This is a genomic window from Corynebacterium sp. KPL4015 (assembly GCF_040225725.1).
Classification (GTDB): Bacteria; Actinomycetota; Actinomycetes; order Mycobacteriales; family Mycobacteriaceae; genus Corynebacterium; species Corynebacterium rhinophilum.
Genome location: NZ_JBEHGF010000034.1, coordinates 1 through 23,567 on the forward strand (window position 1 = coordinate 1; position 23,567 = coordinate 23,567).

The 23,567-nt window shown below is 58.5% G+C and carries 21 protein-coding genes and 1 pseudogene; 15 read left to right on the forward strand and 7 right to left on the reverse strand.

The features are described 5' to 3' along the window. Nucleotides 1-315: 315 nt before the first annotated feature. Nucleotides 316-1,791, reverse strand: coding sequence for an NAD-dependent succinate-semialdehyde dehydrogenase (locus ABRP64_RS10640; RefSeq protein WP_023024543.1), 1,476 nt, complete (start codon nucleotides 1,789-1,791; stop codon nucleotides 316-318). Nucleotides 1,792-2,101: 310 nt separating this feature from the next. Here ABRP64_RS10640 and ABRP64_RS10645 point away from each other — a divergent pair, with 310 nt between their 5' ends. The 6 genes from ABRP64_RS10645 to trpA are packed head-to-tail and all read left to right on the forward strand — an operon-like array spanning nucleotide 2,102 to nucleotide 8,792. Next, nucleotides 2,102-3,628 (forward strand): anthranilate synthase component 1, encoded by a 1,527-nt coding sequence (locus ABRP64_RS10645; RefSeq protein WP_349866411.1) that lies wholly within the window; start codon nucleotides 2,102-2,104, stop codon nucleotides 3,626-3,628. Further along, complete coding sequence (locus tag ABRP64_RS10650; protein ID WP_284783140.1) at nucleotides 3,625-4,272, forward strand: anthranilate synthase component II; 648 nt, start codon at nucleotides 3,625-3,627, stop codon at nucleotides 4,270-4,272. The genes ABRP64_RS10645 and ABRP64_RS10650 overlap by 4 nt, the downstream gene beginning before the upstream one ends. Continuing rightward, nucleotides 4,272-5,291, forward strand: coding sequence for an anthranilate phosphoribosyltransferase (gene trpD / locus ABRP64_RS10655; protein ID WP_284770807.1), 1,020 nt, complete (start codon nucleotides 4,272-4,274; stop codon nucleotides 5,289-5,291). Before ABRP64_RS10650 ends, trpD begins: the two co-directional genes overlap by 1 nt. A 23-nt stretch (nucleotides 5,292-5,314) precedes the next feature. Beyond that, the gene (gene trpCF / locus ABRP64_RS10660; RefSeq protein ID WP_349866412.1) at nucleotides 5,315-6,742 is read left to right on the forward strand and encodes a bifunctional indole-3-glycerol-phosphate synthase TrpC/phosphoribosylanthranilate isomerase TrpF; all 1,428 of its coding nucleotides are present in this window, start codon (nucleotides 5,315-5,317) and stop codon (nucleotides 6,740-6,742) included. A 2-nt stretch (nucleotides 6,743-6,744) separates the two neighbouring features. After that, nucleotides 6,745-7,947 (forward strand): tryptophan synthase subunit beta, encoded by a 1,203-nt coding sequence (trpB, locus tag ABRP64_RS10665; RefSeq protein ID WP_349866413.1) that lies wholly within the window; start codon nucleotides 6,745-6,747, stop codon nucleotides 7,945-7,947. Between the two features lie 2 nt (nucleotides 7,948-7,949). After that, entirely contained in the window at nucleotides 7,950-8,792 is an 843-nt protein-coding gene (trpA, locus tag ABRP64_RS10670; protein WP_349866415.1) for a tryptophan synthase subunit alpha, read from the forward strand. 95 nt (nucleotides 8,793-8,887) lie between these two features. Here the strand turns inward: trpA and ABRP64_RS10675 are convergent, their stop codons facing one another. Next, nucleotides 8,888-10,099, reverse strand: coding sequence for a dicarboxylate/amino acid:cation symporter (locus tag ABRP64_RS10675; RefSeq protein ID WP_284770803.1), 1,212 nt, complete (start codon nucleotides 10,097-10,099; stop codon nucleotides 8,888-8,890). Between the two features lie 206 nt (nucleotides 10,100-10,305). On the opposite strand from ABRP64_RS10675, the gene ABRP64_RS10680 reads away from it, so the two are divergent. The 5 genes from ABRP64_RS10680 (at nucleotide 10,306) to ABRP64_RS10700 (ending at nucleotide 13,200) form a co-directional block, all read left to right on the forward strand. Next, nucleotides 10,306-10,773: an SdpI family protein gene (locus ABRP64_RS10680; RefSeq protein ID WP_284853905.1), complete on the forward strand. Its 468-nt coding sequence runs from the start codon at nucleotides 10,306-10,308 to the stop codon at nucleotides 10,771-10,773. 306 nt (nucleotides 10,774-11,079) lie between these two features. Then, entirely contained in the window at nucleotides 11,080-11,295 is a 216-nt protein-coding gene (locus ABRP64_RS10685; RefSeq protein ID WP_349866417.1) for a catechol 1,2-dioxygenase, read from the forward strand. Between the two features lie 120 nt (nucleotides 11,296-11,415). Next, entirely contained in the window at nucleotides 11,416-11,781 is a 366-nt protein-coding gene (locus ABRP64_RS10690) for a Rieske (2Fe-2S) protein (RefSeq protein WP_284853907.1), read from the forward strand. 129 nt (nucleotides 11,782-11,910) lie between these two features. Further along, the gene (locus tag ABRP64_RS10695) at nucleotides 11,911-12,885 is read left to right on the forward strand and encodes a bile acid:sodium symporter family protein (protein ID WP_349866419.1); all 975 of its coding nucleotides are present in this window, start codon (nucleotides 11,911-11,913) and stop codon (nucleotides 12,883-12,885) included. A 6-nt stretch (nucleotides 12,886-12,891) separates the two neighbouring features. Continuing rightward, nucleotides 12,892-13,200, forward strand: a complete 309-nt coding sequence (locus ABRP64_RS10700; RefSeq protein ID WP_349866420.1) for a hypothetical protein — start codon at nucleotides 12,892-12,894, stop codon at nucleotides 13,198-13,200. Between the two features lie 11 nt (nucleotides 13,201-13,211). On the opposite strand, the gene ABRP64_RS10705 is transcribed toward ABRP64_RS10700, so the two are convergent. From ABRP64_RS10705 to ABRP64_RS10720, 4 genes are read right to left on the reverse strand one after another with little or no spacing between them, the layout of a single operon-like run. Beyond that, on the reverse strand, nucleotides 13,212-13,544 hold the full coding sequence (locus tag ABRP64_RS10705) for a branched-chain amino acid transporter permease (protein ID WP_284853910.1): 333 nt from the start codon (nucleotides 13,542-13,544) through the stop codon (nucleotides 13,212-13,214). Further along, nucleotides 13,545-14,276: an AzlC family ABC transporter permease gene (locus ABRP64_RS10710; RefSeq protein ID WP_296089099.1), complete on the reverse strand. Its 732-nt coding sequence runs from the start codon at nucleotides 14,274-14,276 to the stop codon at nucleotides 13,545-13,547. 39 nt (nucleotides 14,277-14,315) lie between these two features. Continuing rightward, nucleotides 14,316-14,912 carry a YqgE/AlgH family protein gene (locus ABRP64_RS10715; RefSeq protein WP_284770829.1) on the reverse strand — a complete coding sequence of 199 codons (597 nt, stop codon included), beginning with the start codon at nucleotides 14,910-14,912 and terminating at the stop codon, nucleotides 14,316-14,318. Further along, nucleotides 14,912-16,348, reverse strand: coding sequence for a CCA tRNA nucleotidyltransferase (locus ABRP64_RS10720; RefSeq protein WP_284770795.1), 1,437 nt, complete (start codon nucleotides 16,346-16,348; stop codon nucleotides 14,912-14,914). The genes ABRP64_RS10715 and ABRP64_RS10720 overlap by 1 nt, the downstream gene beginning before the upstream one ends. Nucleotides 16,349-16,379: 31 nt before the next feature. On the opposite strand from ABRP64_RS10720, the pseudogene ABRP64_RS10725 reads away from it, so the two are divergent. The 4 genes and pseudogenes from ABRP64_RS10725 to ABRP64_RS10740 form a co-directional block, all read left to right on the forward strand. Then, nucleotides 16,380-17,042, forward strand: a pseudogene (locus ABRP64_RS10725) (NUDIX hydrolase); the annotation flags it as partial. Then, nucleotides 17,042-19,273 (forward strand): DUF6049 family protein, encoded by a 2,232-nt coding sequence (locus ABRP64_RS10730; RefSeq protein WP_296089092.1) that lies wholly within the window; start codon nucleotides 17,042-17,044, stop codon nucleotides 19,271-19,273. The pseudogene ABRP64_RS10725 and the gene ABRP64_RS10730, both read left to right, overlap by 1 nt. A 20-nt stretch (nucleotides 19,274-19,293) precedes the next feature. Next, a complete protein-coding gene (gene murJ, locus ABRP64_RS10735; RefSeq protein WP_349839155.1) occupies nucleotides 19,294-22,731 on the forward strand; it encodes a murein biosynthesis integral membrane protein MurJ in 3,438 nt (1,145 codons plus the stop codon). A 111-nt stretch (nucleotides 22,732-22,842) separates the two neighbouring features. Then, on the forward strand, nucleotides 22,843-23,376 hold the full coding sequence (locus ABRP64_RS10740; RefSeq protein ID WP_023024584.1) for a YceI family protein: 534 nt from the start codon (nucleotides 22,843-22,845) through the stop codon (nucleotides 23,374-23,376). Nucleotides 23,377-23,484: 108 nt separating this feature from the next. On the opposite strand, the gene ABRP64_RS10745 is transcribed toward ABRP64_RS10740, so the two are convergent. Then, nucleotides 23,485-23,567, reverse strand: an 83-nt coding sequence (locus tag ABRP64_RS10745) for an IS3 family transposase (RefSeq protein WP_349866422.1), incomplete at its 5' end; no start/stop codon positions are given.

Sequence of the window (23,567 nt, forward strand, 5' to 3'; positions counted from 1 at the left end):
ACTTCGTACTCTCAAAGAAAACTACTCCCCACTAGTCGGTAACTGATTTCTCAGTCCAACTAATGGGGAGCAGTTCACAACAGGAACGTGGGTGTAACCAATGGCGGCTGAGCCGCTGAATTCGTTGTTGACAAGACTCACTCCAATTAAAAAAAATCCTCCCAACCGCGCACGGCCCCAAAAGGGCCGCGTGCGGGGAGAAGGAAAGCAATCACAATTATGCGGGGAGTGAGTATACGCCGCTGGCACTTAAATGTTTAATCAAACACGGTTATAAGCGCGCTCTAAACAGTGATTGCGTTGCCGATTGAAGGCCTAAGCGTTGGCATAAGGGTCGCGGATGCCCAGGTACTGCACGGAGGTGTATTCCTCGATACCTTCCGCGCCACCCTCGCGGCCCATTCCGGATTGCTTGACGCCACCGAAGGGGGCAGCGGCGTTAGAGATAACGCCGGCGTTGAAGCCCATCAGGCCGAACTCTAGGCCATCGGCGATGCGCCACAGGCGGTCGGAATTCTCGGTAAAGACGTAAGACGCCAAACCGTACTCGGTATCGTTGGCGATCTCGAGCGCTTCTTCCTCGGTGCTGAAGGTGATAATCGGGGCGACTGGGCCGAAGATCTCTTCCTGGGCGACGCGTGTTTCACGTGAAACATTGGTAATCACTGTTGGCTCGTAGAAGTAGCCGGCGCCATCCCCGCGCTTACCGCCGGTGGCGATGGTAGCGCCCTTTTCTGCAGCATCGTCCACCAGTGCCGCAATGCTCTCCAAAGCCTTGGACTCGACGAGCGGACCGCAGGTAACACCTTCGTCCATGCCATTGCCCAAATTGAGCTTCTCGAATTCCGCAACGAGCTTCTCGGAGAACTCCTCGGCAACAGACTCGTGGACCAAGAAGCGGTTAGCCGCGGTGCAGGCCTCGCCAATATTGCGCATCTTGGCGCCCATCGCACCCTGGACTGCTTGGTCAATATCTGCGTCCTCAAAGACAATGAATGGGGCATTGCCGCCCAGTTCCATGGAGGTACGCAGCACATTATCGGCCGCGCCCTTCAAAAGGGTCCGACCCACTGGGGTAGAACCAGTGAAGGAAAGCTTGCGCAAGCGGTCATCGGCAAGCAATGGCTCCGAAATTGCAGATGCAGACTTACCGGCAACGACGTTAAGCACGCCCTTTGGAAGCCCAGCATCGATCATGGTCTGCGCAAAGTACTGCGCAGTCAGGGGAGTCAGCTTGGCCGGCTTGAGCACCATCGTGCAGCCTGCTGCCACCGCGGGAGCGACCTTGCGGGTAGCCATGGCCAACGGGAAGTTCCACGGGGTGATCAAGAGGCAGGGACCCACCGGCTTGCGGCGAGTGATCATCCGCAGCGTGCCTTCTGGAACGGTCGCGGCGCGACCGTAATCGCGCACCGTTTCCTCACTGAACCAACGCAGGAACTCGCCGCCATAAGTGACCTCCCCCTTAGCTTCCGCGAAGGGCTTACCCATCTCTAGTGTCATCAGTGCTGCGAATTCATCCGCCCGCTCCTGTACTAGATCGAATGCTCGGCGCAGAATCTCCGCGCGCTCGCGCGGTGTGGTGCGTGCCCATTCATCCTGCACGGCACAGGCAGCGTCGAGGGCAGCAATCGCATCATCCGAGTTTGCGGAAGACAGCGTCGCCAGCGTCTCGCCCGTCGCTGGGTTTTCTACGTCAAAAGTCTCACCGGAGGTGGAATCGCGCCACTCACCACCGATAAGCAATTGGGTGGGAACCTTTGCAATTACCTCTTCGATATTAATACTCACTTATCGTCACCTTTCTTGAAGATATAGACCTGCACCACATTACCCTTAACGGACGCGAAGACCACTTATTAGATACCGATTGAATATTTTTCACTTGTTTCTTCCGCGCTATAGAAATTTAGGCTAGGCTAGTGCCCATGAAGAAAATGACTACTCGTTGGTGGTGGCGCGCGTAACTCGCGGGCCTTTCTTCGCAACCCATTTTTAGGCTCGCATTCTGCGGGCCTTTCGGCGTTTTCAGTGCCTTTGCTCGCGGATACCTCGGGTCCCTCGCACTCCGTTCCTCAGTTACTCCTGAAAGGGCACTGCAATGACATACACCGCCACCCGCGATATTGCCTATTGCCGGGATGCCTCAGCGCTATTTCATAGCTTGGCGCGATCGAGCGATTCCTTATTATTGGAAAGCGCTGATATTGAAACCAAGAAGAGCCTCACGTGCTTGGCCGTGCTTGATGCCGCGGCAAAAGTCACCTGCACCGGCCAGCGGGTTCGCGTCCTGGCGCTCAGCCCAGCGGGGGAGCAGCTCATCACCATGCTGCAATCGCGCTTTACAGACCGGATTGTTTCTCGTGAAACCACGGAAATTGTTTTTGAGTTCTCGCCCTCCAACGAGTCCGATGAACGGCAACGGCTCCTAGATGAATCGGCGGCGGATATCCTCCGCGCGCTGCAGCGCGATGATTCCTATTCCTCGCCCCTATTGCCCTTCGTCGCCGGCGGGTTTGCCTATGACTATTTGGCCACTTTTGAAAACTTACCTGAGGTAGGCGAGGGGCCCAATAAGTTTCCCGATTATGAATTCCTCGTCGCCCAAACCGTCCTCGCGGTGGACCACCTAACGCAGACGGCGCACGTAGAGGGCTGGGATATCGACCGAGCCCGCTTGGAAGACACGCTCGATGCGCTCGCCGGGACACCCGTGGCCGAGGTAAAGAATCCAGCGCCCAACCAGCCCGCGGGAACCTTGACTGCAACCGCGGATATTGACGATGCCGCGTTTTGCGAACAGGTAACGCGGCTCAAGGGCAATATTGATTCCGGCGATATTTACCAAGTTGTCCCCGCCCGCGCATTCACCGTGGACTGCCCCGATGCCTTCGCGGCCTACCGCCAGCTCCGTGAGACCAATCCTTCGCCGTATATGTTCTATCTCCGGGGAGAAGATTACGAGCTTTTCGGCGCATCACCGGAGTCCAATTTGAAGTTTGACCCAGAGACGCGGCAGGTTGAGCTCTATCCCATTGCCGGAACCAGACCCCGCGGGCTCAACCCGGACGGCACCATCAATGATGAATTAGATATTCGCAACGAACTCGAAATGCGCACGGACACCAAGGAGCTAGCCGAGCACACCATGCTGGTAGATCTCGCCCGCAATGATCTCGCCCGCGTAGCAGAACCCGGCACGCGGCGGGTAGCAGACTTGCTCCAAGTAGACCGCTACTCGCGGGTCATGCACTTGGTCTCCCGCGTGACCGCCACCTTGCACAAAGACTTCGATGCCCTCGATGCCTACCGCGCCTGCATGAACATGGGAACGTTGACCGGCGCGCCCAAGCTACGCGCCAGCGAGCTCATCCGCCAAGCCGAACACAAACGCCGTGGCTCCTACGGCGGCGCAGTGGGGTACCTGCGCGGCGATGGCGCCATGGATACCTGCATTGTCATTCGCTCCGCCTTCGTGCACCGCAGTACGGCTGCTGTTCAAGCCGGTGCCGGGGTGGTGCACGATTCCGTCCCGCAATCCGAAGCCGATGAAACCCTGCACAAGGCCTATGCCGTTCTCCACGCCATTGCCCTCGCGCACAACGCCACCCTGGAGGTACAGCGATGAATTCGCCGCATGTGGTTCTGCTCGATAACCACGATTCCTTTGTCTATAACCTCGTCGACACCCTCGCCGGCTACCGCACCACCGTCTACCGCAACAGCGTCTCCGTCGCGGAGGTGCTCGCAGCCGAGCCCGATATTATTGTGCTTTCCCCGGGCCCTGGGCATCCGCGCGATGCTGGCTGCATGATGGAGCTTATCGATGCCACCTTGGGCACCATCCCCATCCTCGGCGTCTGCCTAGGTTTCCAGGCGCTACTGGAATACCACGGGGGCGGGGTAGGGCCCTGCGGGCCGGTGCACGGTAAGTCCATGCCCATGACGCTTACCGATGCCGGCACCGCCCACCCAGTCTTCGCCGGCCTAGCCACCGATGCCGACCCCGCCCAGCCCGGCGTCCCCGGTACCCAGGTCCCGGTGGCGCGGTATCACTCCTTGGGGTGCACGCAGGTGCCGGCCGGCATGCGGGTGCTCGCGGAGACGAAGGCGGGTATCGGCACCATCGCGATGGCGGCCGAAACGGACGATGGCATGGCGCTGGGGATGCAATTCCACCCAGAGTCGATTCTTTCTCCTCGTGGCCCAGACATGCTGAACCGTTGCATTCACCGACTATCCACTCACCCCACTATGGAGCTAAAAGACTAATGACGAACCAGAGCCCGCTGAAAACACTGCAAGCCTTCCTGGATAATCCCGCGCCCACCGTGGAGGAGGCCACCGAGGTCTTCACCCCAGTTGCCGTGGGCGATTACGACGATATTCAAATCTCCGCGCTGCTTACACATATCCGCACCCGCGGCGAGACCCTCGCGGATATTACGGGCGCCGCCAAGGCGTTCCTGAAAGTTGGCCACCCATTTCCCATTACCGGAAAGGGACTCATGGACTCCGCGGGGACGGGCGGCGATGGCGCGAATACCATCAATATCACGACAGCCGCCTCCTTAGTCGCCGCCGCTGGGGGAGTGAGGATGGTCAAGCACGGCAATCGATCCGTCTCCTCCAAGTCCGGTTCTGCCGACGTGCTTGAGGCACTGAATATTCCGCTGGACCTCGACGTGGATCGCGCCGTCCGGCAGTTCGAAGCCTCCAACTTCACCTTCCTCTTTGCTCCGGCCTACAACCCGGCCGTGGCCCACGTGCAACCGGTGCGCAAGGCGCTCGGGGTCTCCACCATTTTCAATACCTTGGGGCCCTTGCTCTCCCCGGGCCGCCCCGAGCTTCAGATCATGGGCATCGCCAACCCAGCACAAGGCCCCATGATCGCGGAAGTTTTCCGGGAGCTGGGGCGTACACGGGCGCTCGTCGTCCACGGTGCGGGTACCGATGAAATCGCTACCCACGGCACCACACAGGTCTGGGAACTAAAGGACGGCGAAATTTCGCACTATGAGCTAACGCCGGAGGCGCTGGGCATCGCCAAGCATGAGCTCAGTGAGCTCGCCGGCGGCGACGGACAAGATAATGCCGAGCACGTGCGCGCCATCTTTAATGGCTCGGGTAAGCCGGCGCACTATGATGCGGTCGCGGCATCGGCTGGAGCGATGTTTTATCTGGGCGGCACCGCGGCAACGATTGCGGAGGGCGTCGCGCACGCCAAGGGGCTCATCGATAGCGGGGACGTGGACCGCTGGCTGCGCACCCACGAGGAAGCCGAATACTAAAGAAACCACACTAGGGATAAGAAATGACAGAAGAGAAACTGCCGACGGTGCTCGAGGGGATTGTGGCTCAGCGCCGCACACACCTTGCCGGCATTCGCGAACGCATCGCGCACGTAGACGTAGACAGGCTTGAGCCGTCCCACCGTTCGCTTTTTGCCGCGCTCAATGGCACCAACCGCTTCATCATGGAGTGCAAGTCTGCGTCGCCATCCCTCGGAATGATTCGCGAGGATTACCACCCCGGCGATATCGCGCGTATCTATTCCCGCTATGCGGATGCCATTTCCGTGCTGTGTGAGCCGGAGCGGTTCGGCGGGGATTACGATCACCTCCAGACCGTGGCCCAGTCCACGCACCTGCCGGTGTTGTGCAAGGATTTCATCGTCGATCCGATTCAGGTTTATGCCGCGCGCTACTACGGCGCGGATGCAATTTCGCTCATGATGTCCATCGTGGATGATGAGACCTTTGCGCAGCTGAAGGCTGTGGCGGATAAGTTAGGTCTTGACGTCCTCACTGAAGCCATCACCAAGGAGGAGGTGGACCGTGCGCTGTCCTTCGGGGTGGAGATCATCGGTATTAATAACCGCAACCTCCATGACTTGAGCATCGATCTCTCCCGCACCGAGCAACTCGCCGGGTACGTGCCTGACAATAAAGTGGTCGTTTCCGAATCCGGCATTCGCGATAACCACACCGTCCGACGTTTAGGCGCCCACGCCAACGCCTTCCTCGTCGGCTCCCAACTGACCTCCCACAAGGACATCGACCGCGCCGCCCGGGATCTGCTCTTCGGTGCGAATAAGGTCTGCGGACTCACCGCCGCCTCCACCGCCCAAGCCGCCCGCGCCTCCGGTGCCCGCTACGGAGGGCTCATCTTCGCCCCAGATTCCCCGCGAAATGTTTCACGTGAAACCGCCGAGGAAATCATCGCCGCCGAACCCGACTTGGATTTCGTAGCAGTGAGCCGCAGCGACGACCCCGCCGAATTGCGAGAGATAGCGGCAACCCGTGGGCTGTCCGGAATTCAGTTGCACGCCCCATTCCAAGGCAGCGTGGATGGAGAGCTAGCTTTCATCGACCGTACCCGCGCGGCCCTCGCGGACACCGACGCAGAATTAGTCTGGCGGGCCATCGATATGACCAACCCCCAGTGGGTAGAAATGGCGCCGCAGCTTGCCGGACGGGTTGACCGCCTCGTGCTCGACTCGGGTAGGGGAGGGACCGGACGCAGCTTTGATTGGTCAGAAATCCCGGACGACATCAAAGCCCACAGCTTGTTGGCCGGTGGCCTCAACCTCGACAACCTGGATGGCGCGCTCCAAGTGGGAACAGCGGGGCTCGACCTGAACTCGGGATTAGAAACACACCCCGGGGACAAAGACGCCGCCCTGATTTCTCAAGCCTTCCGCACCATCCGATTATTCAATGAACCTGACAAGAAAGATTAACCATGCCCGATTCACGTGAAACACTCCTTCCCGCATACTTCGGGGAATTCGGCGGACAATACGTTCCGGAATCCCTCATCCCCGCATTGGATCAATTGGAGCAGGCTTTTGTCGATGCCCAGAATGATCCCAGCTTCCGCGAAGAACTCGCCGGATTGCTGCGCGATTACCTAGGCCGTCCGACTCCCATCACCGAGGTTAAGAAGCTCGACGGCAAGGCGCGGATTTTCTTGAAGCGCGAGGACCTCGTCCACGGCGGAGCCCATAAGACGAACCAGGTGCTTGGCCAAGCCCTTTTGGCTAAGCGCATGGGCAAGAAGCGAATCATCGCCGAGACCGGCGCGGGCCAGCACGGCACGGCAACGGCCTTGGCCTGTGCGCTGCTCGATCTCGAGTGTGTGGTCTACATGGGCGCCAAGGATGTCCAGCGCCAGCAACCCAACGTCTTCCGCATGGAACTCATGGGCGCAAAGGTCATCCCCGTCGATACCGGCTCCGGGACGTTGAAGGATGCCGTCAACGAGGCGCTGCGCGATTGGACCGCTACTTTCCATGAATCGCACTACCTACTCGGCACCGCCGCCGGCCCACACCCATTTCCCACGATCGTGCGTGAATTCCACCGCGTCATCTCCACCGAGGCCAAGGCGCAGCTCCTCGAGAAGACGGGCGGCCTGCCCGATCTCGTCGTCGCCTGTGTAGGCGGCGGTTCCAACGCAATCGGCATGTTCGCAGATTTCATCGACGAAGAAGAAGTGGAATTGGTAGGTGCTGAGCCAGGCGGCGCGGGCCTCGATTCCGGGGAACACGGTGCCACCATTAACAACGGCACCGTGGGCATCCTCCACGGCGCGCGCAGTTACCTCATGCGCAATTCTGACGGCCAGGTGGAAGAATCCTATTCCATTTCCGCCGGCTTGGATTACCCCGGCGTGGGCCCACAGCACGCGCACCTGCACGCCACCGGTCGCGCTAAATATGTGGGGATCACAGATGCAGAGGCTCTACAGGCCTTCCAACTGTTGTCCAAAAAGGAGGGCATCATTCCCGCCCTCGAATCCTCCCACGCCCTGGCCTATGCACTGAAGCGCAAGGACGAGGACATCACCATCCTCGTATCACTTTCCGGCCGGGGCGATAAGGACATCGACCATGTCCGCCACACCCTGGATTCCCAGCCCGAACTGCAACTCAAGGAGAACTAATCATGGGCAGCCGTTACGATAAACTTTTTCCCGCGTTGAGTGAGAAGAAGGAAGGCGCGTTTGTACCTTTCATCATGCTGGGCGATCCAACTCCTGAGGCTAGCCTGGATATCATCCGCACCGCAGTCGCCGCCGGGGCGGACGCTCTGGAGCTCGGCGTCCCCTTCTCCGATCCAGTGGCGGATGGCCCCACCATCCAGGCCTCCCATATCCGCGCCCTCGATGGGGGAGCAACCCTTGATAGTGCTTTGGAACAGGTGCGGACGATTCGCACCGAGTTCCCTGATCTGCCCATCGGCATGTTGATCTATGGCAACGTTGCCTTCGCCCGCGGGGTGGAGCAATTCTATGCGGAGTTCGCGGAAGCTGGCGCCGATAGCATTTTGCTTCCCGATGTCCCCGTGCGCGAAGGCGCCCCTTTCATCGCCGCGGCAAAGGAAGCTGGAATCGACCCCATCTTCATCGCACCCGCGCGGGCCGCTGAACGCACGCTTGCCGGCGTCGCCAAGCATTCACAGGGATATATTTACGCGATCTCCCGCGATGGCGTGACGGGAACCGAGAAAGAATCTGAGACCACTGGCCTCGATGAGGTGGTTGCCAGCATTCAGCGCTTCGATGGTCCACCGGTGCTGCTCGGTTTCGGTATTTCTTCGCCACAGCACGTCGCCGAAGCCATCGCTGCAAACGCTGCGGGCGCCATTACCGGCTCCGCCATTACCAAGATTATCGACCGCCATGTTTCACGTGAAACCAATGCCGCCGGGACGATCAATGATGCGAATGCCTTGCATGCGGAGCTGACCGAATTCATCGCCGGGATGAAGGAAGCGACCAAGAAATAGGGCGCGTCCGAACGGTGGCGCCACAAAAAGCCCCCTGGCTTCCTCCCAAATTTGTTGGGTGGGGAAGCCAGGGGACTCAATTGTTTCACGTGAAACTAGGCCGCAGTCTCTGCCTCTTCTTCATTGAGAGTATCGACCTTATCGCGGGCAAACTTATCAACGACCATCGCGATGGCACCATCGCCAGTAACGTTTGCCGCGGTACCAACGGAATCGATCGCGATATAAGCGGCGATCATCAACGCCACCATTCCGTCATCAAAGCCCATCATGTCCGCCAGCAGACCAACGGCTACCATAACGGCACCACCCGGCACACCTGGTGCGGCGATCATCATGATTCCCAACAGGAAGATAAAGCCTAGGCCGGTACCAGTGCTGATATCCATATTGGCCATAAAGACGATGGCGAATGCGTAAAGCGTCAGCTTCATCATAGAGCCGGACAGGTGGATCGTCGCGCACAGCGGGATCACGAAGCTCGCAACCGGCTTCGAAATGCCGTTGCGCAAGCTGGACTCCAGGGAGACCGGAATGGTTGCCGCAGAAGAAGACGTGCCCAATGCCGTGAAGTAAGCCGGAAGCATATTCCGCAGCGCCTTAAAAGGGTTCTTCCCTGCGATTGCACCGGCAACCACGTACTGGAGCACGAGGTACACCAGCGTCATAACCACTGCCAGGATCAGTACCTTCGCGAAGGCAGAGAGGACATCTCCAATATTGCCATTCATACCCAGGCCAAGGAACATGCCGAAAATGTAGAACGGCAAAATGGGAATGACGAATCCCCAAATGACCTTAACCACCACATTTTCCAGTTCCTTAGTGACGGTGTAGAGCGTATCGGACTTCACCGTCGTCATAGCGACACCAATGCAGAAGGAGAGCAATAGCGCCGTCATCACCTCAAACGGTGGTGCCATCTCCACCTCGAAATAAGGGGAGAGGGAGCCTTCGTCCACGTCCGACACGTTGGTTACTAGGGTTTGGCCCGCCAACATCGAGGGATAGAGCCACTGTGCCAAGCCATAGGCAATCAACCCCGCAAGAATGGTGGAGCCATAGGCGATGCCCGCCGTAACCCCCAACCATTTTCCAGCGCCCTTGCCTAGACCGGCGATCGCCGGGGCGACAAGGGCAAAAATCAAGACAGGAATGAAGAAATTGAGGAAGTTACCAAATAGCCCGTTAAACGTGGCAAAGGCTCGACCGAACCATTCGGGCGCAAAAAGGCTAACGACGATGCCAAGCACGATGGCGAGAACGATGCGGAAAAGGAGAGAGTCCGCTATTTTCTTGAGATTCATGCAATCACAATCAGGTTAGGTGTTCCCAGTCCGAGAACGCACGTGGGTGCGGTCCAGCGGAAGGAGAAACAACGTGGTGCAGGTGCAAAACCGAGCGAATATCTATCGATCGATCCAAATTGAATATTACCCGAGCCGCCTTATATTTAAGACACAAGCCCCGTAGCTTAATTTCCAATATGGTGTTGCAGGATTAAACTAAGGATATGGTCGCAGTGGGAATCATATTTTTAGTCCTTGCCGTTTTCCTTATCGCGGTGGGCGCACTCGCCGCCACCAAGCGGTTGCCAGGCAATAAATACATCGGCTTGCGTTTACAAGAAATCCGAAAGTCGCGAGAAGCGTGGGATAATGCCCACGCGGTCGCCGGTCCCTTCTGGGCCCTAGGCGGAGTATCGCTGCTTTTCGGTGGCGTCGTAGCTTTCCGCGCGGAGGGTTGGATGTGGCTCATTCCGGTGACCACTTTCGTCATCGCGATCCTCGCGCTTTCCGTCGGTTCGAACCTTGGATCGCGCGCGGCATTTCTTTATGAGCAAGCGCATGCGGATGACGATGGTTGTGGCGATAGCTGCAACTGCGGCAGCGGTGGGGAGGAGGCCTCCACTGACTCCGTCACCCAACCGGAGGTTGATCTGGGCGCACTCCGCCAGGCCGCCCGGCATTCTGATAATTAAATAATTAGCTTTCGCGTTCCTTCTCTCCCTCCCTTTCCTGTCCGGCAATCGCCACACACAGGGACAGGGGAGGGAGATTTTTTATGACACAGTGACGTTATTGCTCTAAACAAGCAGTCAAGCTCGTTTCGTCACAACTAAATTAGAAAGGCAATTCGGTTATAACATCCATATTGATCTTTAACTATCGTGGACCCACTCCACTAAATGCAATTCCTGTGGAAATTCATAGAACTCGCATAAAGGTTCCGCACAGTGCCACTCAGCCGCTACACCTAATACAGGCAAGGGTAGACAATGGGAGGCATGAAGAAAACTACAGCTCTCGCCGCAATCGCCGTGTCCACTTTTAGCATCGGTTCTTATGCCGCCGATTCCCACCGCCTCGATCCCGAGTCACAAGTCGCAGGAGGGGAGGGGCCACACCCCATCGTTAATGATTTGGGTTTAGATTCCGGCACCTATGAACTCACGCCCACCGAGTCTGGTTCCGTCGCCACCTGGAACGGTAACTTTTCCTAATTGTATGTTTCACGTGAAACCTGCACCTGATACTTCCACGTTATGATTTCCGCACAATTATTACTACCCGCCGACGAAATCATATTCCGACCTTAAACCATTCAGGATAGAGTAGGGGCTATGGCTATTTGTTCGCGTCGCATGTTTTTGCTCGGATCCGCTACCACTTTCGCAGGTGCGTACCTCGCGGCCTGCGGCTCAGAACCGTCCGCGGAGATCGCGGCTACGGACATCCCCGTAGGATCCGGCATCATCGTCGATGGGGTTATCTTCACACAGCCGCAACAGGGGGAGATTAAGGCCTACTCCCAAACCTGCCCGCACCAACAAAACCCCATTACAGAAATCGACGGTATGACTGCCACCTGCACTGCGCATCATACGTCCTATAACCTGCAAGACGGTTCGGTCATCGAAGGGCCCGGCCGAGACCCACTCAAAGAATTTGAGGTAAGCCAAGAGGGCGCAAAGGTCACTACCGCGTAAATACTCGCGGATGCCTCACCTTCTACCCGCATGGTTTCACGTGAAACTATGCGGCTTAAGGGGTACACGGGAGAAAATTATCTCCACAACCTTTCGTGGAACCACGCGCGACGGTTTACACTTTTGGTCATGCTGCACAGACTTAAAAAGCCGGATCCGCTCATCGTCCTCATCCTTACGGCCGTGGCAATCGCGATTATTGCACCAGCCCGCGGCACCTTCGCTGACGTCTTTGGCAGTCTGACGAATGTGGCGATCGCATTGTTATTCTTTCTCTATGGCGCGCGGTTATCCACCCAAGAAGCTTTAAATGGACTCAAGCACTGGCGGCTCCACCTCACAATTCTCGCGTTCACCTTCGTTATTTATCCCCTCATTGGCTTGGCACTGCAGCCGCTCACTGGGTTCATTACGGACGATATGTACATGGGGATCCTATTCCTCACGCTAGTCCCGTCCACCGTGCAGTCCTCAGTGGCGTTTACCTCCATTGCCAAGGGAAACGTACCTGGGGCCATTGTCTCTGCCTCAACCTCCAACTTGGCCGGCGTCTTTATCACGCCAGTCCTGGTCATGCTTCTCATGGGTACCGGTACCGGCCTGCATATCGATACTTCCGTCTTTGGGGAAATTTCCCTTTTGCTTCTCGCACCCTTTGTGCTGGGCCAATTAACCCGACGTTGGATAGCGGACCTCGCACAAAGCAAGGCTACAAAGGTGGTGGACCGCGGCTCCATTGCCATGGTGGTCTATTCGGCCTTTTCCAAGGGCGTGGTCGATGGAATCTGGTCCTCCATTTCTGCCTGGGAGATTGTCTTCCTCGTCGTTTTCGCCGCAGCATTCGTCATTTTCATGTTGTGGCTGACGCGGTTTATCTCTAGAAAACTGGGGTTTTCTCGCGCCGATACCATTGCGATCCAATTCTGTGGCTCTAAGAAGTCCTTGGCCACCGGCCTTCCCATGGCCTCTGTCATCTTTGCCTCTGGACAGACATCGCTCGGTCTTTTGATTCTCCCGCTGATGATTTACCACCAGGTGCAGCTGATGATCTGTTCATTGTTGGCATCCCGGTACGCCCAGCAGGACGAAGAACAACTACACTAGGTGGCCATGTCTAACTACCTTTATGTACGCACCGAACTCTCCGTCCCGGGAGTGGGCTCAGCGGTCCACCTCGCAGAATTAGAAGAACACGATGCCCAGCGCTGCCGCATGCACCGCATGATCGCTCTGGACCCCGCGGACTCCATTGTCGGGGTAGCGACCCCAAATAGTTCCACGGGAAACGTGGACAAGCCGCAAGAAATGGTTCCGCACCCCGATACCTACGATGAGTTCCCGGATATTAGCGCCCGCTACATGGACCAAGAACAGTTTGAGGCGCTCTGGACGGAAGCTACCACCAAGTTTGGCCTTTAGCTAAGCGCGGGCTAAAGCACCACGTTCACCAGCAGCATGTAGAAAGCGGTACCGCCGAAGATGGATAATCCGGAATCCCGCTTCCACCTGTGCAGCCCGACGGTGACCAACACGCCCAGCAACACTGGCCATAAACCGCCGGTGCCGTCCGCCTGTCCGGCAACGGCATAGACCACCAAGATGGTCATAACGCCCACGGGCATCATCATGCCCAGCAGCGAAAAGAACTCGCTATCCTTCATCCATTTCTTTGCGGAGAAGGGAAGCTCCCGCAATAAAACGGTCACGATGCCTACGGGGATAAGGACTGCGGCAATCGCACCTAAGCTGACTCCAGCTGGCATTTAGTTCTCCTCCTTCGCGGTCGTGGAGGCAAGCGGCTGCAGCCGCCAGGTGAGCGCGTTATCTACGCGAGGCGAAAGATAGCGAATGATGAGCAACAGGAAATAAGCGCTCAAGGAGACCATCAGCAACTGTCCCGGGGTAATGAAGGCAGCGAGAATGCCCAAGACCGCGGCTGATAGCGGGAGCGACAGATCCTGATTATTGCGGAAAGAGTCCATCGCTAGAACGACGAATAGGGCGACGAGGGCGAATTCCATTCCCTCAACGGAGGAGGGGATTACCTGGCCGGCGAGCGCACCAACGAGTCCGCCACCCACCCACAGAATTTGGCAAAAGATTTGAATACTCAAAATGCGGATGCCGGTAGGCCGCTCCTCGCGCGGCAGCGCCGAGACGATGGCATACGTTTCATCCGTGAGGGCATAGGTGGAATAGGCCTTGCCCACGGGGGAATTAATCCGCTTGCGGGGAAACGTTAGCCCGTAGAAGATATGGCGGAAATTCACCATAAACCCGGTAAAGAGCGAGGAGAGCGCGGAGACTCCGCCGGTAACCATGGAAATGGCGAGAAACTCCATAGAACCGGCGTAGATAACGATGGAAAATATAGGTGTCCACCACCAGCTAAAGCCGGATTGGACCATCAGGAGGCCAAAAGCCAAGCCCAATGGAATTAGCCCGAGAGCCGCCGCCCACGTGTCTTTAATGCCCTTGTGGATTTCCTCGCGCATACGGGTTAGTGTAACCGATCACTTTCCGCCGCCTAGGAATTAATTATCATCCACATTCACGGGATAGGTGGAATACAGCGGCAGGGGCATGGGCTGGCGTTTCATGACATCGGCCCATAGATCGGCCGGGCCTGGGGCCACCACGTCCTGCGCTAGGGCGGGTGCCACGAACCATTCACCGGCCTCGATTTCTTCCTCCAGCTGCCCGGGGCCCCACTCGGCATAACCGGCAAACATGCGCATGCCGGTAACCAGCGGCTCGATATCTTCCGGGTTGGAGCGCAGATCCACGTGCGCTAGGCGCGGTGCAAGGCGGCTGAGTTGTTCTTCTTTATCTGGGTCCACGCCTTGCTTAGTCTGCGCCAAGCCCACGACGGATTGTTGGTTGAGCGGGCCACCGATATACAGCGCCTGCGGTTTAGCGACGACGGGCATCCATTCTGGGAGCACGTTAAAAATGGCCACCTCTGAGCGCTTGGTAAGGTCCACGCCGAAGGTCATCATGTCATTGTGCTCAACCAGCAGGATGACGGAGCGGGCAAATTCCGGGGACAGCATCCCCGGTGCGGACACGAGTAGTTGCCCTGGGGCGGGTTCGTTGCGCTCGAGGGCGTTAAATAATCTATCGGCAAACATCACTGTTTAGACTCCCACCACTGGCGCAACTTCGCAATAGCTTCTTCCCGCTCGAGGGGGCCGTACTCCAAGCGCATTTCCTTCAAATAGGACCAGGCCTGACCCACTTCGGGCCCAGGGGAGAGGCCCAAAATCTCCATGATCTCGTTGCCATCTAGATCCGGGCGCACCCGTGCGAGGTCTTCCTTGCGGCCGATCTCCGCAATTCGCTCCTCCAGCTGGTCATAGGTGCGCTGCAAGCGGCGCGCCTTTTTCGCATTGCGGGTAGTGCAATCGGCACGCACCAGCTTGTGCAGGCGGGGGAGAAGATCACCCGCGTCGTTAACATAGCGCCGCACGGCAGAATCGGTCCATTGATTTTCCCCAAAGCCGTGGAAGCGCATGTGCAAGTAGACCAACTGACCAATATCTTCCGTCGTGGCCTTGGGGTATTTCAGCTTCCGCAGCCGCTTCCGCGTGAGCTTGGCGCCCACCACTTCGTGGTGGTGGAAAGAAACCTTGCCGTCGGTGTTATCGAAGGTATCGGGCTTGCCGATGTCGTGCAGCAATGCCGCCCACCGCAATACTAGGTCGGGGCCGTTTTCTTCTTGATCCATCGCCTGGCGCAGTACCTTCAACGAATGCGCATATACGTCCTTGTGCTGTGCGTGCTCGTCCGTGGTCATGCGCAGGGCAGGGATCTCCGGGAAGATATAGTCCGCAATCCCGGTATTGACCAACAGGTCGATGCCATCCCACGGCGCTTTGCCGCACATGAGCTTATCCAGCTCCACTTGAACGCGCTCTACCGTAATGCGCTGGATCTCTGCCGCCATATCGCGCATGGCAGCAACCACGCGGTCTGCCACGTGAAACTCTAATTGGGACGCAAAACGCGCGGCACGCAGCATCCGCAGTGGATCATCGTGGAAGGAGATTTCCGGTTTATCCGGGGTGTCGAGCACCTTATTAGCCACATCGTGAAGGCCGCCGAGAGGATCGTGGAACTCAAAGGTGGCATCGGCAAGCAGCTCAATAGCCATGGCATTGACCTTGAAATCGCGCCGGACCAAATCGCCTTCCAGGCTATCGCCGTAGATGACCTCGGGGTTGCGGGACTGCCCATCATAGGAATCAGAGCGGAAGGTGGTGATTTCTATCTGTTGGCCCTTGTACACGGCGGATACGGTGCCATAGGCAATGCCGGTATCCCATACCGTTTCGGCCCACTCATCCAGGATTTCCTTGACCACCTCTGGGCGCGCTGGGGTGGTGAAGTCCAGATCATTGCCCAAGCGGCCGAGGAGGGCATCGCGCACCGAGCCGCCCACAAGGTAGAGGGCATGTCCACGCGCGCTGAACTTCTCCACCAGCCCGCTCAATAAGCCACTGAGCGAGTTCACGGTAGACTCCGCGCGCGCAAGAACGCCGATTAACTGAGTGTCCTGAAAATTCACGGGTGAGAGTCTACTACGATTGGCAGGGATGACTAACCAAGAACAAGGCTCCGCGCAAGGCCCCTCCAAAGGACGCGGCCGTAGCCGTAACCGGCGCCGGCGCCGGCGGCGGCCGGATAACCGCACGCGCCGCACTAACCAGCAGCGCAGGCAGCAACGCGGTGGCAATAATCACGGCACCTCCACCGTCATGGAGACCCGCGATGAGACATCTGCGGGCGGGCTCGTAATCTCTGGGCTCGCCGAGTGCGTCGATGGCAACGGTAAAGCGGACCTGTCCCGCGTCTACGTAGCGCTGATTGGGCGCTTAGACCGCCGCGGCCGTTTATTGTGGTCCATGCCCAAGGGACACGTGGAAAATGACGAGGCCAAGGAGGTCACCGCAGAGCGCGAGGTATGGGAAGAAACCGGTATTTCCGGCGAGGTTTTCGCTGACCTCGGCGTGATCGATTATTGGTTCGTCTCTGATGGCGTCCGCATTCACAAGACGGTGCACCACCACCTGCTGCGCTTTGTGGACGGCATCATGAATGATGAGGATCCAGAGGTCACCGAGGTGTCCTGGATTCCCGTTTCTGAACTCATCGAGCACTTGGCGTACGCGGACGAACGCAAGCTCGCGCGCATCGCGCACGATCTCCTCCCAGATCTCGCACGAAAGGAAGCCGACGCAGGGAAAGCGACCCCACGCTAATGCACAAGCGCCTCAAATCACTTGCCGCGGCTGGCGGTTGCGCGGTACTTGCCGGTTGGGGATTGTTCTTACCAAGCGCGGCGGCCCAAATGGACTCTGTTCCGGACGAGCAGATGGATATCCAAGCCTGGTTGGGCGCGCGCGGGCCGGAGCGCGCCGATCTGGATCTTATCGATGCCCAGCCCTTTACCGTAGGCACTGACATGCGGCTGCGCTTCCGCGTGCATAACCCCACCGATCAGCCCTTGGAAGATCTGCAGGTAACGAGCCGCCGCGGCGATAGCGTTGCTGATGCAGCAGAAGCGCGTACGGAAATGGCCACCGGTGATTTTCCTTATTATGGCTCTGGCATGACCACCGCACCGCTGCAGCCAGGTGAAACCCGGGAAATAAGCTTTACCGTGCCCAGTGGCTTAGATGCCGAGCGCACCTTGGCAATCAATGAACCGGGCGCCTATCCGCTGCTATTTACCCTGACCGGTACTCTCGAGGGCGATGCGGTGAGCCTAGCGGAAGAGCGGTTTGTGGCCCAATTCTCCGGAGAAGAGCCGACTGGTGTCGCGGCGGCCGCGGCACCGGAAGAAGCGGCACCAGAAGAAGAACACGACGAAGCCGAAGAGCCCCAACCGCACGATCTCACGGTGGTTTATCCCATCAGCGCGAACCTGGACATCCTCCCCGGCGGGCTTGGGGGAGAAGAGCTCATCTTGTCCTCCGATGAGTTAGGGCACGAACTGCGCGAAGGCGGCCGCCTCGATACGTTGGTTTCTACCTACGAGGATCATGACCTGCAGGGGGCCGGCTGTGTGGCCATCGACCCCGCGCTGCTCGATACCGTCAACCGCATGTCGCAAGGCTATACGGTCAATTCCACGCGCCCCGCGCAAGGCGATCGTCCCAAGCGCCTGCGCGATTCTTGGTCGCGGAGCAGTGACGATGACAAAGGAGAGCCAGGCGAGGCAAAAAATGATGCCGAGCGGTGGCTAGAGCGCCTGCGCGAGTTGGATTGTTTCATCGCCATGCCCTGGGCCAATGCGAATGCCTCTGCGGTGGCAAGAGCCAATAATCCCGCCCTTCTCTTTGAAGGTTTACAGCGCGGCAACCAGACCATCGAGCGCATCCTGGGCAAGGCGCCGGCTAGCAATATCCTGGCGGTAGGTTCCGGTTATATTGACCAAAAATTGCCGGTGCCATCCCTGGTTGCGGATAATTCGAACTGGTCCGGCGAGGCCGCGACTTTCGATGCCTCCCTTGGCGCCCTGCTATCCCAAACCGGCTCCAAGCCGCAGACGGTTGGCTATTCCAACCCGGAGCTGCGCTATGACTACTCCAAAGATTCTGCTTTGTCTCGCGCCATCACGGGCGGGGCGGCCCTCAGCCTTGCGGGCGGGGAAGATACCGTGGCCAAGCTTCCGAACTACCTTGACCCAAGCGCGGCCGAGCATGCACTCGCCGCCGCGGAAGACCTGCTCAAGTCCGGCCACTCCCGCCCCCGCGGGATCAGCGCGGTGGAATTGCAACAAGGCGATCCCAACGCTCCTACCGGTAGTCCCTTTATCGATCCGGCGGTCTTTTCGGAGCCGGAATTGGCCCGCGTTGAGCAACAGGCGCGCTATACCGATGAGCTGATGAATATCGTGGTCGATGACCCTGATATCACCATGACGCGCTCTGAATTCGTGCTGCCGCTGCGCCGCGATCTCCTCAACTCGTTATCGCTTAATAATCGCGATAGCTTGGGCACCCACGCCGCGGCGCGCGAGTCCTTTTCCCGCACCATGGAGATGCACTCCAATACGCTGCGGGATCTGCGCGATTCTGTCTCCCTCATCCCCCCGGGAAATGTTTATACCCGCGTATCTGAGTCATCTCCGCTACTCATCGTGGCCGAAAATAGCCTGCCGTTGCCGGTGGAGGCAAAGCTGCAATACGATGCCCCCGATGGCGCGCGGCTCAACACGCCCAAAAGCGTCCGTATTCCCGCTAAGGGCTCTATTACTGTATCCATGACCGCTGATATGCCGAAGGACGCGGATCGCACGGACATTGGGCTGTGGCTGGCCACTCCTAAAGATCAGACCATTTCGCAGCCCATCACTATCTCCGTGCAGACACGTGCCGGTATCGTAACCTTATACGCTGCCGGCATAGCCGGCGCTCTCGTGCTGGTTTTGGCTACGCTCTTTCGGCTTGGCCGTCACCGACGCAAAAATCACAAGGCTGAAAAGTAAAAGTTGAAGTTGTATCCTCTATGACCGAAAAAGATGGCCGCCAGGCCCACCACGCGGAGAAGGCACCTGCGGGCGCGGTAGACCCCACGGATACCGCCCCCAATGCGGAAGAGAACCGTGTCCCGGTTACCGTCGGCGCGCGCGGCCGCATCGTGCGCGCCTCTCCACCCGCACCGGTACCAGAAAAGCGGCCCAAGCCCTCAATGCAGAACACGACTGTTCCCCCTGAGGAAGATAAGTCCGCGCTGACTGGCCGCAATGCGGAGATCGAGGCCTCCAATCAGGACGTGATCCGCGCGACGGGAACGATGGCCATTGCCACGCTGCTCTCGCGCATCACCGGCTTCCTGCGGCAGATGCTTATTGGCGCCACCCTTGGTGCCACGGTGGGAACGGCCTTCAGTAGCGCCAACCAGATCCCCAACCTGGTCACCGAAATCGTGCTGGGCGCGGTGCTGACCTCACTGGTGGTTCCGGTCTTGGTGCGCGCGGAGAAGGAAGACTCGGACCGCGGCGAAACCTTCGTCCGAAGACTTTTTACCCTGGCGTTTTCCATCCTGGGCATCGTTACCATCCTCTCCGTTATCTTCGCACCATTATTAACGAGGATGATGCTGCCTGAAGATTCCAAGGCCAATGCCGTCCAGGCAACATCATTGGCCTTCTTGCTCTTGCCGCAGATCCTTTTCTACGGCCTTTTCGCCCTCTTCCAGGCGGTCTTAAATACCAAGAATATCTTCGGCCCTGGCGCCTGGGCGCCGGTGATCAATAACATCATCTCCATCAGCGTCCTGCTGGCTTATCGCTTTTTGCCGGGCCGCCTCGACCCGCACGAACCTACGCCGGTGGCGGATCCACACATCATGCTGCTGGGTCTGGGCACCACCACTGCAGTGATTGTGCAGTGCTTGATCCTTGTTCCGTACCTGAAAAAGGCCGGCATCAACCTGCGCCCGAAGTGGGGCCTCGATGCCCGCATCAAACAATTCGGCGGCATGGCGCTGGCCATTATTACCTACGTGGCCATCTCCCAGCTGGGTTATGTGGTCACCTCCCGCGTGGCGGCGTATGCCGATGCCGGTGCGCCGCTGGTGTACCAGAACGCGTGGCTGATGCTGCAGGTGCCCTATGGCGTTATCGGCGTGACCTTGTTGACCGCCATCATGCCGCGGCTTTCGCGCAATGCCGCCGATGGCGATGTCGATGCCGTGGTACGCGACCTCACCTTGGGTACCAAGCTGACCTTCATCGCGCTAATCCCCATCGTCATTTTCATGACGGGCTTCGGCGTGCCCATTGCTCGCGCCCTGTTCCAGTACGGTGCCTACGGCGCGGATAGCGCAGAGCAGCTCGGCCTCACCATCAGTTTTTCTGCCTTTACCTTGATACCCTATGCGCTGGTGCTGCTGCACCTGCGCGTTTTCTACGCTAGGGAAGAGGCGTGGACGCCCACCTTCATCATTGCCGGCATCACCCTGACTAAGGTCGTGCTGACCTTGCTGGCGCCGTTGATGACCAGCAACCCGGACCGAGTGGTTATCCTCCTCGGTACCGCCAACGGCTTTGGCTTTGTCTCCGGTGCGGTCATCGGCGGCTTCCTGCTCAAGCGCAAACTGGGCAGCCTGGGAGGCAAGGCCGTAACCCAAACGGTCCTTTGGTCCGCCGGCGCCGGCGCGGTCGGCCTGGTTGTGTCGTGGGCGCTGTACTGGCTCATGCAATTGGTCTTGCCGGAGCAACTGCCTTCAATCGTCTCGCTGGTCAAGGTCGTGGCGCTGGGCATCGTCTTTGTGATTATCACCGGGCTCGTCCTGTCCAAGTCCTCCCTGCCTGAGGTGCAGAACCTGGCCCGCGCCCTCCAGCGCATCCCGGGAATGTCCCGGTTCATCACGGTGGACAGTTCCAAGGCCATCGAGGTCGAGGAACCAGACCTGCAGGAAATCCAGCCGGTCTATACGCAGGATTCCTTCAATGCCACCTTGGTGCCGCCACCGATGTCCGCCGGTATCGTCCGCGGCCCGCGCTTGGTCCCCGGCGCCCCTGTCTCGGACGGCCGCTTCCGCCTCCTGCAGGATCACGGCGCTGTATCCGGCGCCCGGTTCTGGCAGGCCCGCGAACAATCCACCGGCCGCCTCGTGGCGCTGACGTTCGTCGATACCAATACCCAGGCGCCCATCGCACCATCGACGCCCACGGTCTCTGCCCGCCGCTCCGCCGAAATCTCCCGCAATACGCGGCGTTTGGCCGAGCTCAACCTGGAGACCATGGCGGATAATATCGAGATTTTGTCCTACCGCACCGGCTGCCTGGTGGTGGCGGACTGGTTTGAGGGCACCTCCCTCAAGCAGGTGGCAGAGGCAGATAACCTCGACCCCAATTCCGTTGCCCGCGCAACCGCGCCGCTGTTTGCCGATGCCGCCACGGCCCACGACGCCGGCCTCATCCTCGGCGTGGAACACCGCGACCGCTTCCGCGTATCCACCTCCGGCATCGTCAAGGTTGCCTTCCCCGCAGTGCTGGATGGGACGTCTGCAGAAAGCGACCGCGAGGCCCTCAGCTCCGCGCTGAGCATGCTGGTCGAATCCACCGAACCATCGCCGAAGAAGCTGCGCGATATTTCCGATGACGCCAATCTCACCGCCGATGAGGCTGCAGAGCGCCTCGAAGCAGCGCGGCTGGCCTTTGACGCCGCGGATGCAGAAACCCGCGAAGAAAAGTTGGAAGAGCTGCAGGAGGCGGAGGGGCTGACCTCGGCGGGCATCGCCAAGCGCCTGCGTGAATTCGCCCCAGAAGAACAGGAAGAAAAAACGGAGGCCCTCCCCGTGGTCGTTGAAGATGAACCCTCGCAGGAAGAGGATCCGAAGCAAGAACCAGGTTTTGGTGGCCGCGGTTACTCGGGTTCCGGCGTCGTGGTCATCGGCATTTTCGCCACTATCTTCGTCGTGGGCATGGCAGCGCTGACGACGTGGGTGATGTCCCTGCTCAGCGATGTGGAAAAGACCGGTTCCGTTACCGAAACCGTGCAGGGCTCCACGATGATCCCGAATACCCCGCCGGTGCACCTCAAGGAATCTTCCGCTATTACGGTGCCAGACGGCGAGGATAATGAGCAGCTTATCGATGGCAAGACGATCACCACCTGGTCCACGAAGGAAACCGGTTCAGGCGTGTTACTTACGCTGGATAACCCGGCCCACCTTTCGGTCATGACCGTGACCCACACCAGGTCCAATGGCGCGCACTATGACATCTACGGCGTCAACAAAGACGATTTCGATCCGGAACACCCGCAGCTGAGTTCCCTTCCCAAATTGGCGGAGGGCAAGTTCAAGCACGCAAACGAGGATTTAGAGTTGAAGGAGACGCCCCAGAAATTCGATGCCGCGCTCATAGTCATCACGGATCTGCCTAAGTCAAAAGAGGTTACACTGGGGGAGGTCCAGCTTGTGGGCCATCCTTAATACCGAGGTCAGCGGGTTGGAAAAAGAATTTTTACTTCAAGGCTTGACTAAAGTGCGTAGTCGAGTATCGTAGTTGGTGTTACATCAACAACAACGTTAGGAGAATCAATTATGTCCCTCGCAGCAGGTACCTACACCATCGACAAAGAGCACACCGTTATCGGCTTCGTTACCAAGCACGCCATGGTCACCAAGGTGCGCGGCAACTTCGGTGAATTCGAAGGCACCATCAACGTCGCCGAGAACATCGCGGACTCCACCGCAGAGGCCACCATCAAGGCTGACTCCATCTCCACCGGCAACGAAGACCGTGATGGCCACGTAAAGAACGAAGACTTCTTCAACGTGGAGGAGTACCCAGAGCTTTCCTTCACCACCACCAACGTCAACGTTGATGAGGACGGCAACGGCACCGTCACCGGTGACCTCACCATCAAGGGCACCACCAAGTCTGTCGACCTCAAGGTTGAAGAGGTCGCTACCGCTGAGGACCCATTCGGCAACTTCCGTCTGGGCTTCGAGGCACAGACCAAGATCAACCGCAAGGACTTCGGCATCGACTTCAACGCTCCGCTCAAGACCGGCGGCGTCCTCGTTTCTGAAGACATCAAGATCGAGCTCGAGGTTTCTGCCATCAAGCAGTAATCGCACTTCCTTGAAGATCTTGGGCCTCACAGCCCCCCCCCTGGTTACCAACCACTAAAGCCCGCGCCGCCTCGTGAACTGGCCCCCGAAAGTTGGACTGGTTTAATTCTAGGCGGTGAGGGGTTCAAGGGTCTGATTCCGATATTGCATCGGGGTCAGGCCCTTGAGTCGTTGTTGGATGCGTTCGGTGT

Bases quoted from the DNA above. Each gene is read 5' to 3' on its own strand.
- ABRP64_RS10685 (WP_349866417.1), top strand. From the start codon at position 11,080: ATGAAGAAAACTACAGCTCTCGCCGCAATCGCCGTGTCCACTTTTAGC.
- ABRP64_RS10700 (WP_349866420.1), top strand. From the start codon at position 12,892: ATGTCTAACTACCTTTATGTACGCACCGAACTCTCCGTCCCGGGAGTG.
- ABRP64_RS10740 (WP_023024584.1), top strand. From the start codon at position 22,843: ATGTCCCTCGCAGCAGGTACCTACACCATCGACAAAGAGCACACCGTT.
- murJ (WP_349839155.1), top strand. From the start codon at position 19,294: ATGACCGAAAAAGATGGCCGCCAGGCCCACCACGCGGAGAAGGCACCT.
- ABRP64_RS10645 (WP_349866411.1), top strand. From the start codon at position 2,102: ATGACATACACCGCCACCCGCGATATTGCCTATTGCCGGGATGCCTCA.
- ABRP64_RS10650 (WP_284783140.1), top strand. From the start codon at position 3,625: ATGAATTCGCCGCATGTGGTTCTGCTCGATAACCACGATTCCTTTGTC.
- ABRP64_RS10710 (WP_296089099.1), bottom strand. From the start codon at position 14,276: ATGCGCGAGGAAATCCACAAGGGCATTAAAGACACGTGGGCGGCGGCT.
- trpB (WP_349866413.1), top strand. From the start codon at position 6,745: ATGCCCGATTCACGTGAAACACTCCTTCCCGCATACTTCGGGGAATTC.
- ABRP64_RS10680 (WP_284853905.1), top strand. From the start codon at position 10,306: ATGGTCGCAGTGGGAATCATATTTTTAGTCCTTGCCGTTTTCCTTATC.
- ABRP64_RS10715 (WP_284770829.1), bottom strand. From the start codon at position 14,912: ATGTTTGCCGATAGATTATTTAACGCCCTCGAGCGCAACGAACCCGCC.
- trpCF (WP_349866412.1), top strand. From the start codon at position 5,315: ATGACAGAAGAGAAACTGCCGACGGTGCTCGAGGGGATTGTGGCTCAG.
- ABRP64_RS10695 (WP_349866419.1), top strand. From the start codon at position 11,911: ATGCTGCACAGACTTAAAAAGCCGGATCCGCTCATCGTCCTCATCCTT.
- ABRP64_RS10730 (WP_296089092.1), top strand. From the start codon at position 17,042: ATGCACAAGCGCCTCAAATCACTTGCCGCGGCTGGCGGTTGCGCGGTA.
- ABRP64_RS10675 (WP_284770803.1), bottom strand. From the start codon at position 10,099: ATGAATCTCAAGAAAATAGCGGACTCTCTCCTTTTCCGCATCGTTCTC.
- trpA (WP_349866415.1), top strand. From the start codon at position 7,950: ATGGGCAGCCGTTACGATAAACTTTTTCCCGCGTTGAGTGAGAAGAAG.
- ABRP64_RS10690 (WP_284853907.1), top strand. From the start codon at position 11,416: ATGGCTATTTGTTCGCGTCGCATGTTTTTGCTCGGATCCGCTACCACT.
- trpD (WP_284770807.1), top strand. From the start codon at position 4,272: ATGACGAACCAGAGCCCGCTGAAAACACTGCAAGCCTTCCTGGATAAT.
- ABRP64_RS10705 (WP_284853910.1), bottom strand. From the start codon at position 13,544: ATGCCAGCTGGAGTCAGCTTAGGTGCGATTGCCGCAGTCCTTATCCCC.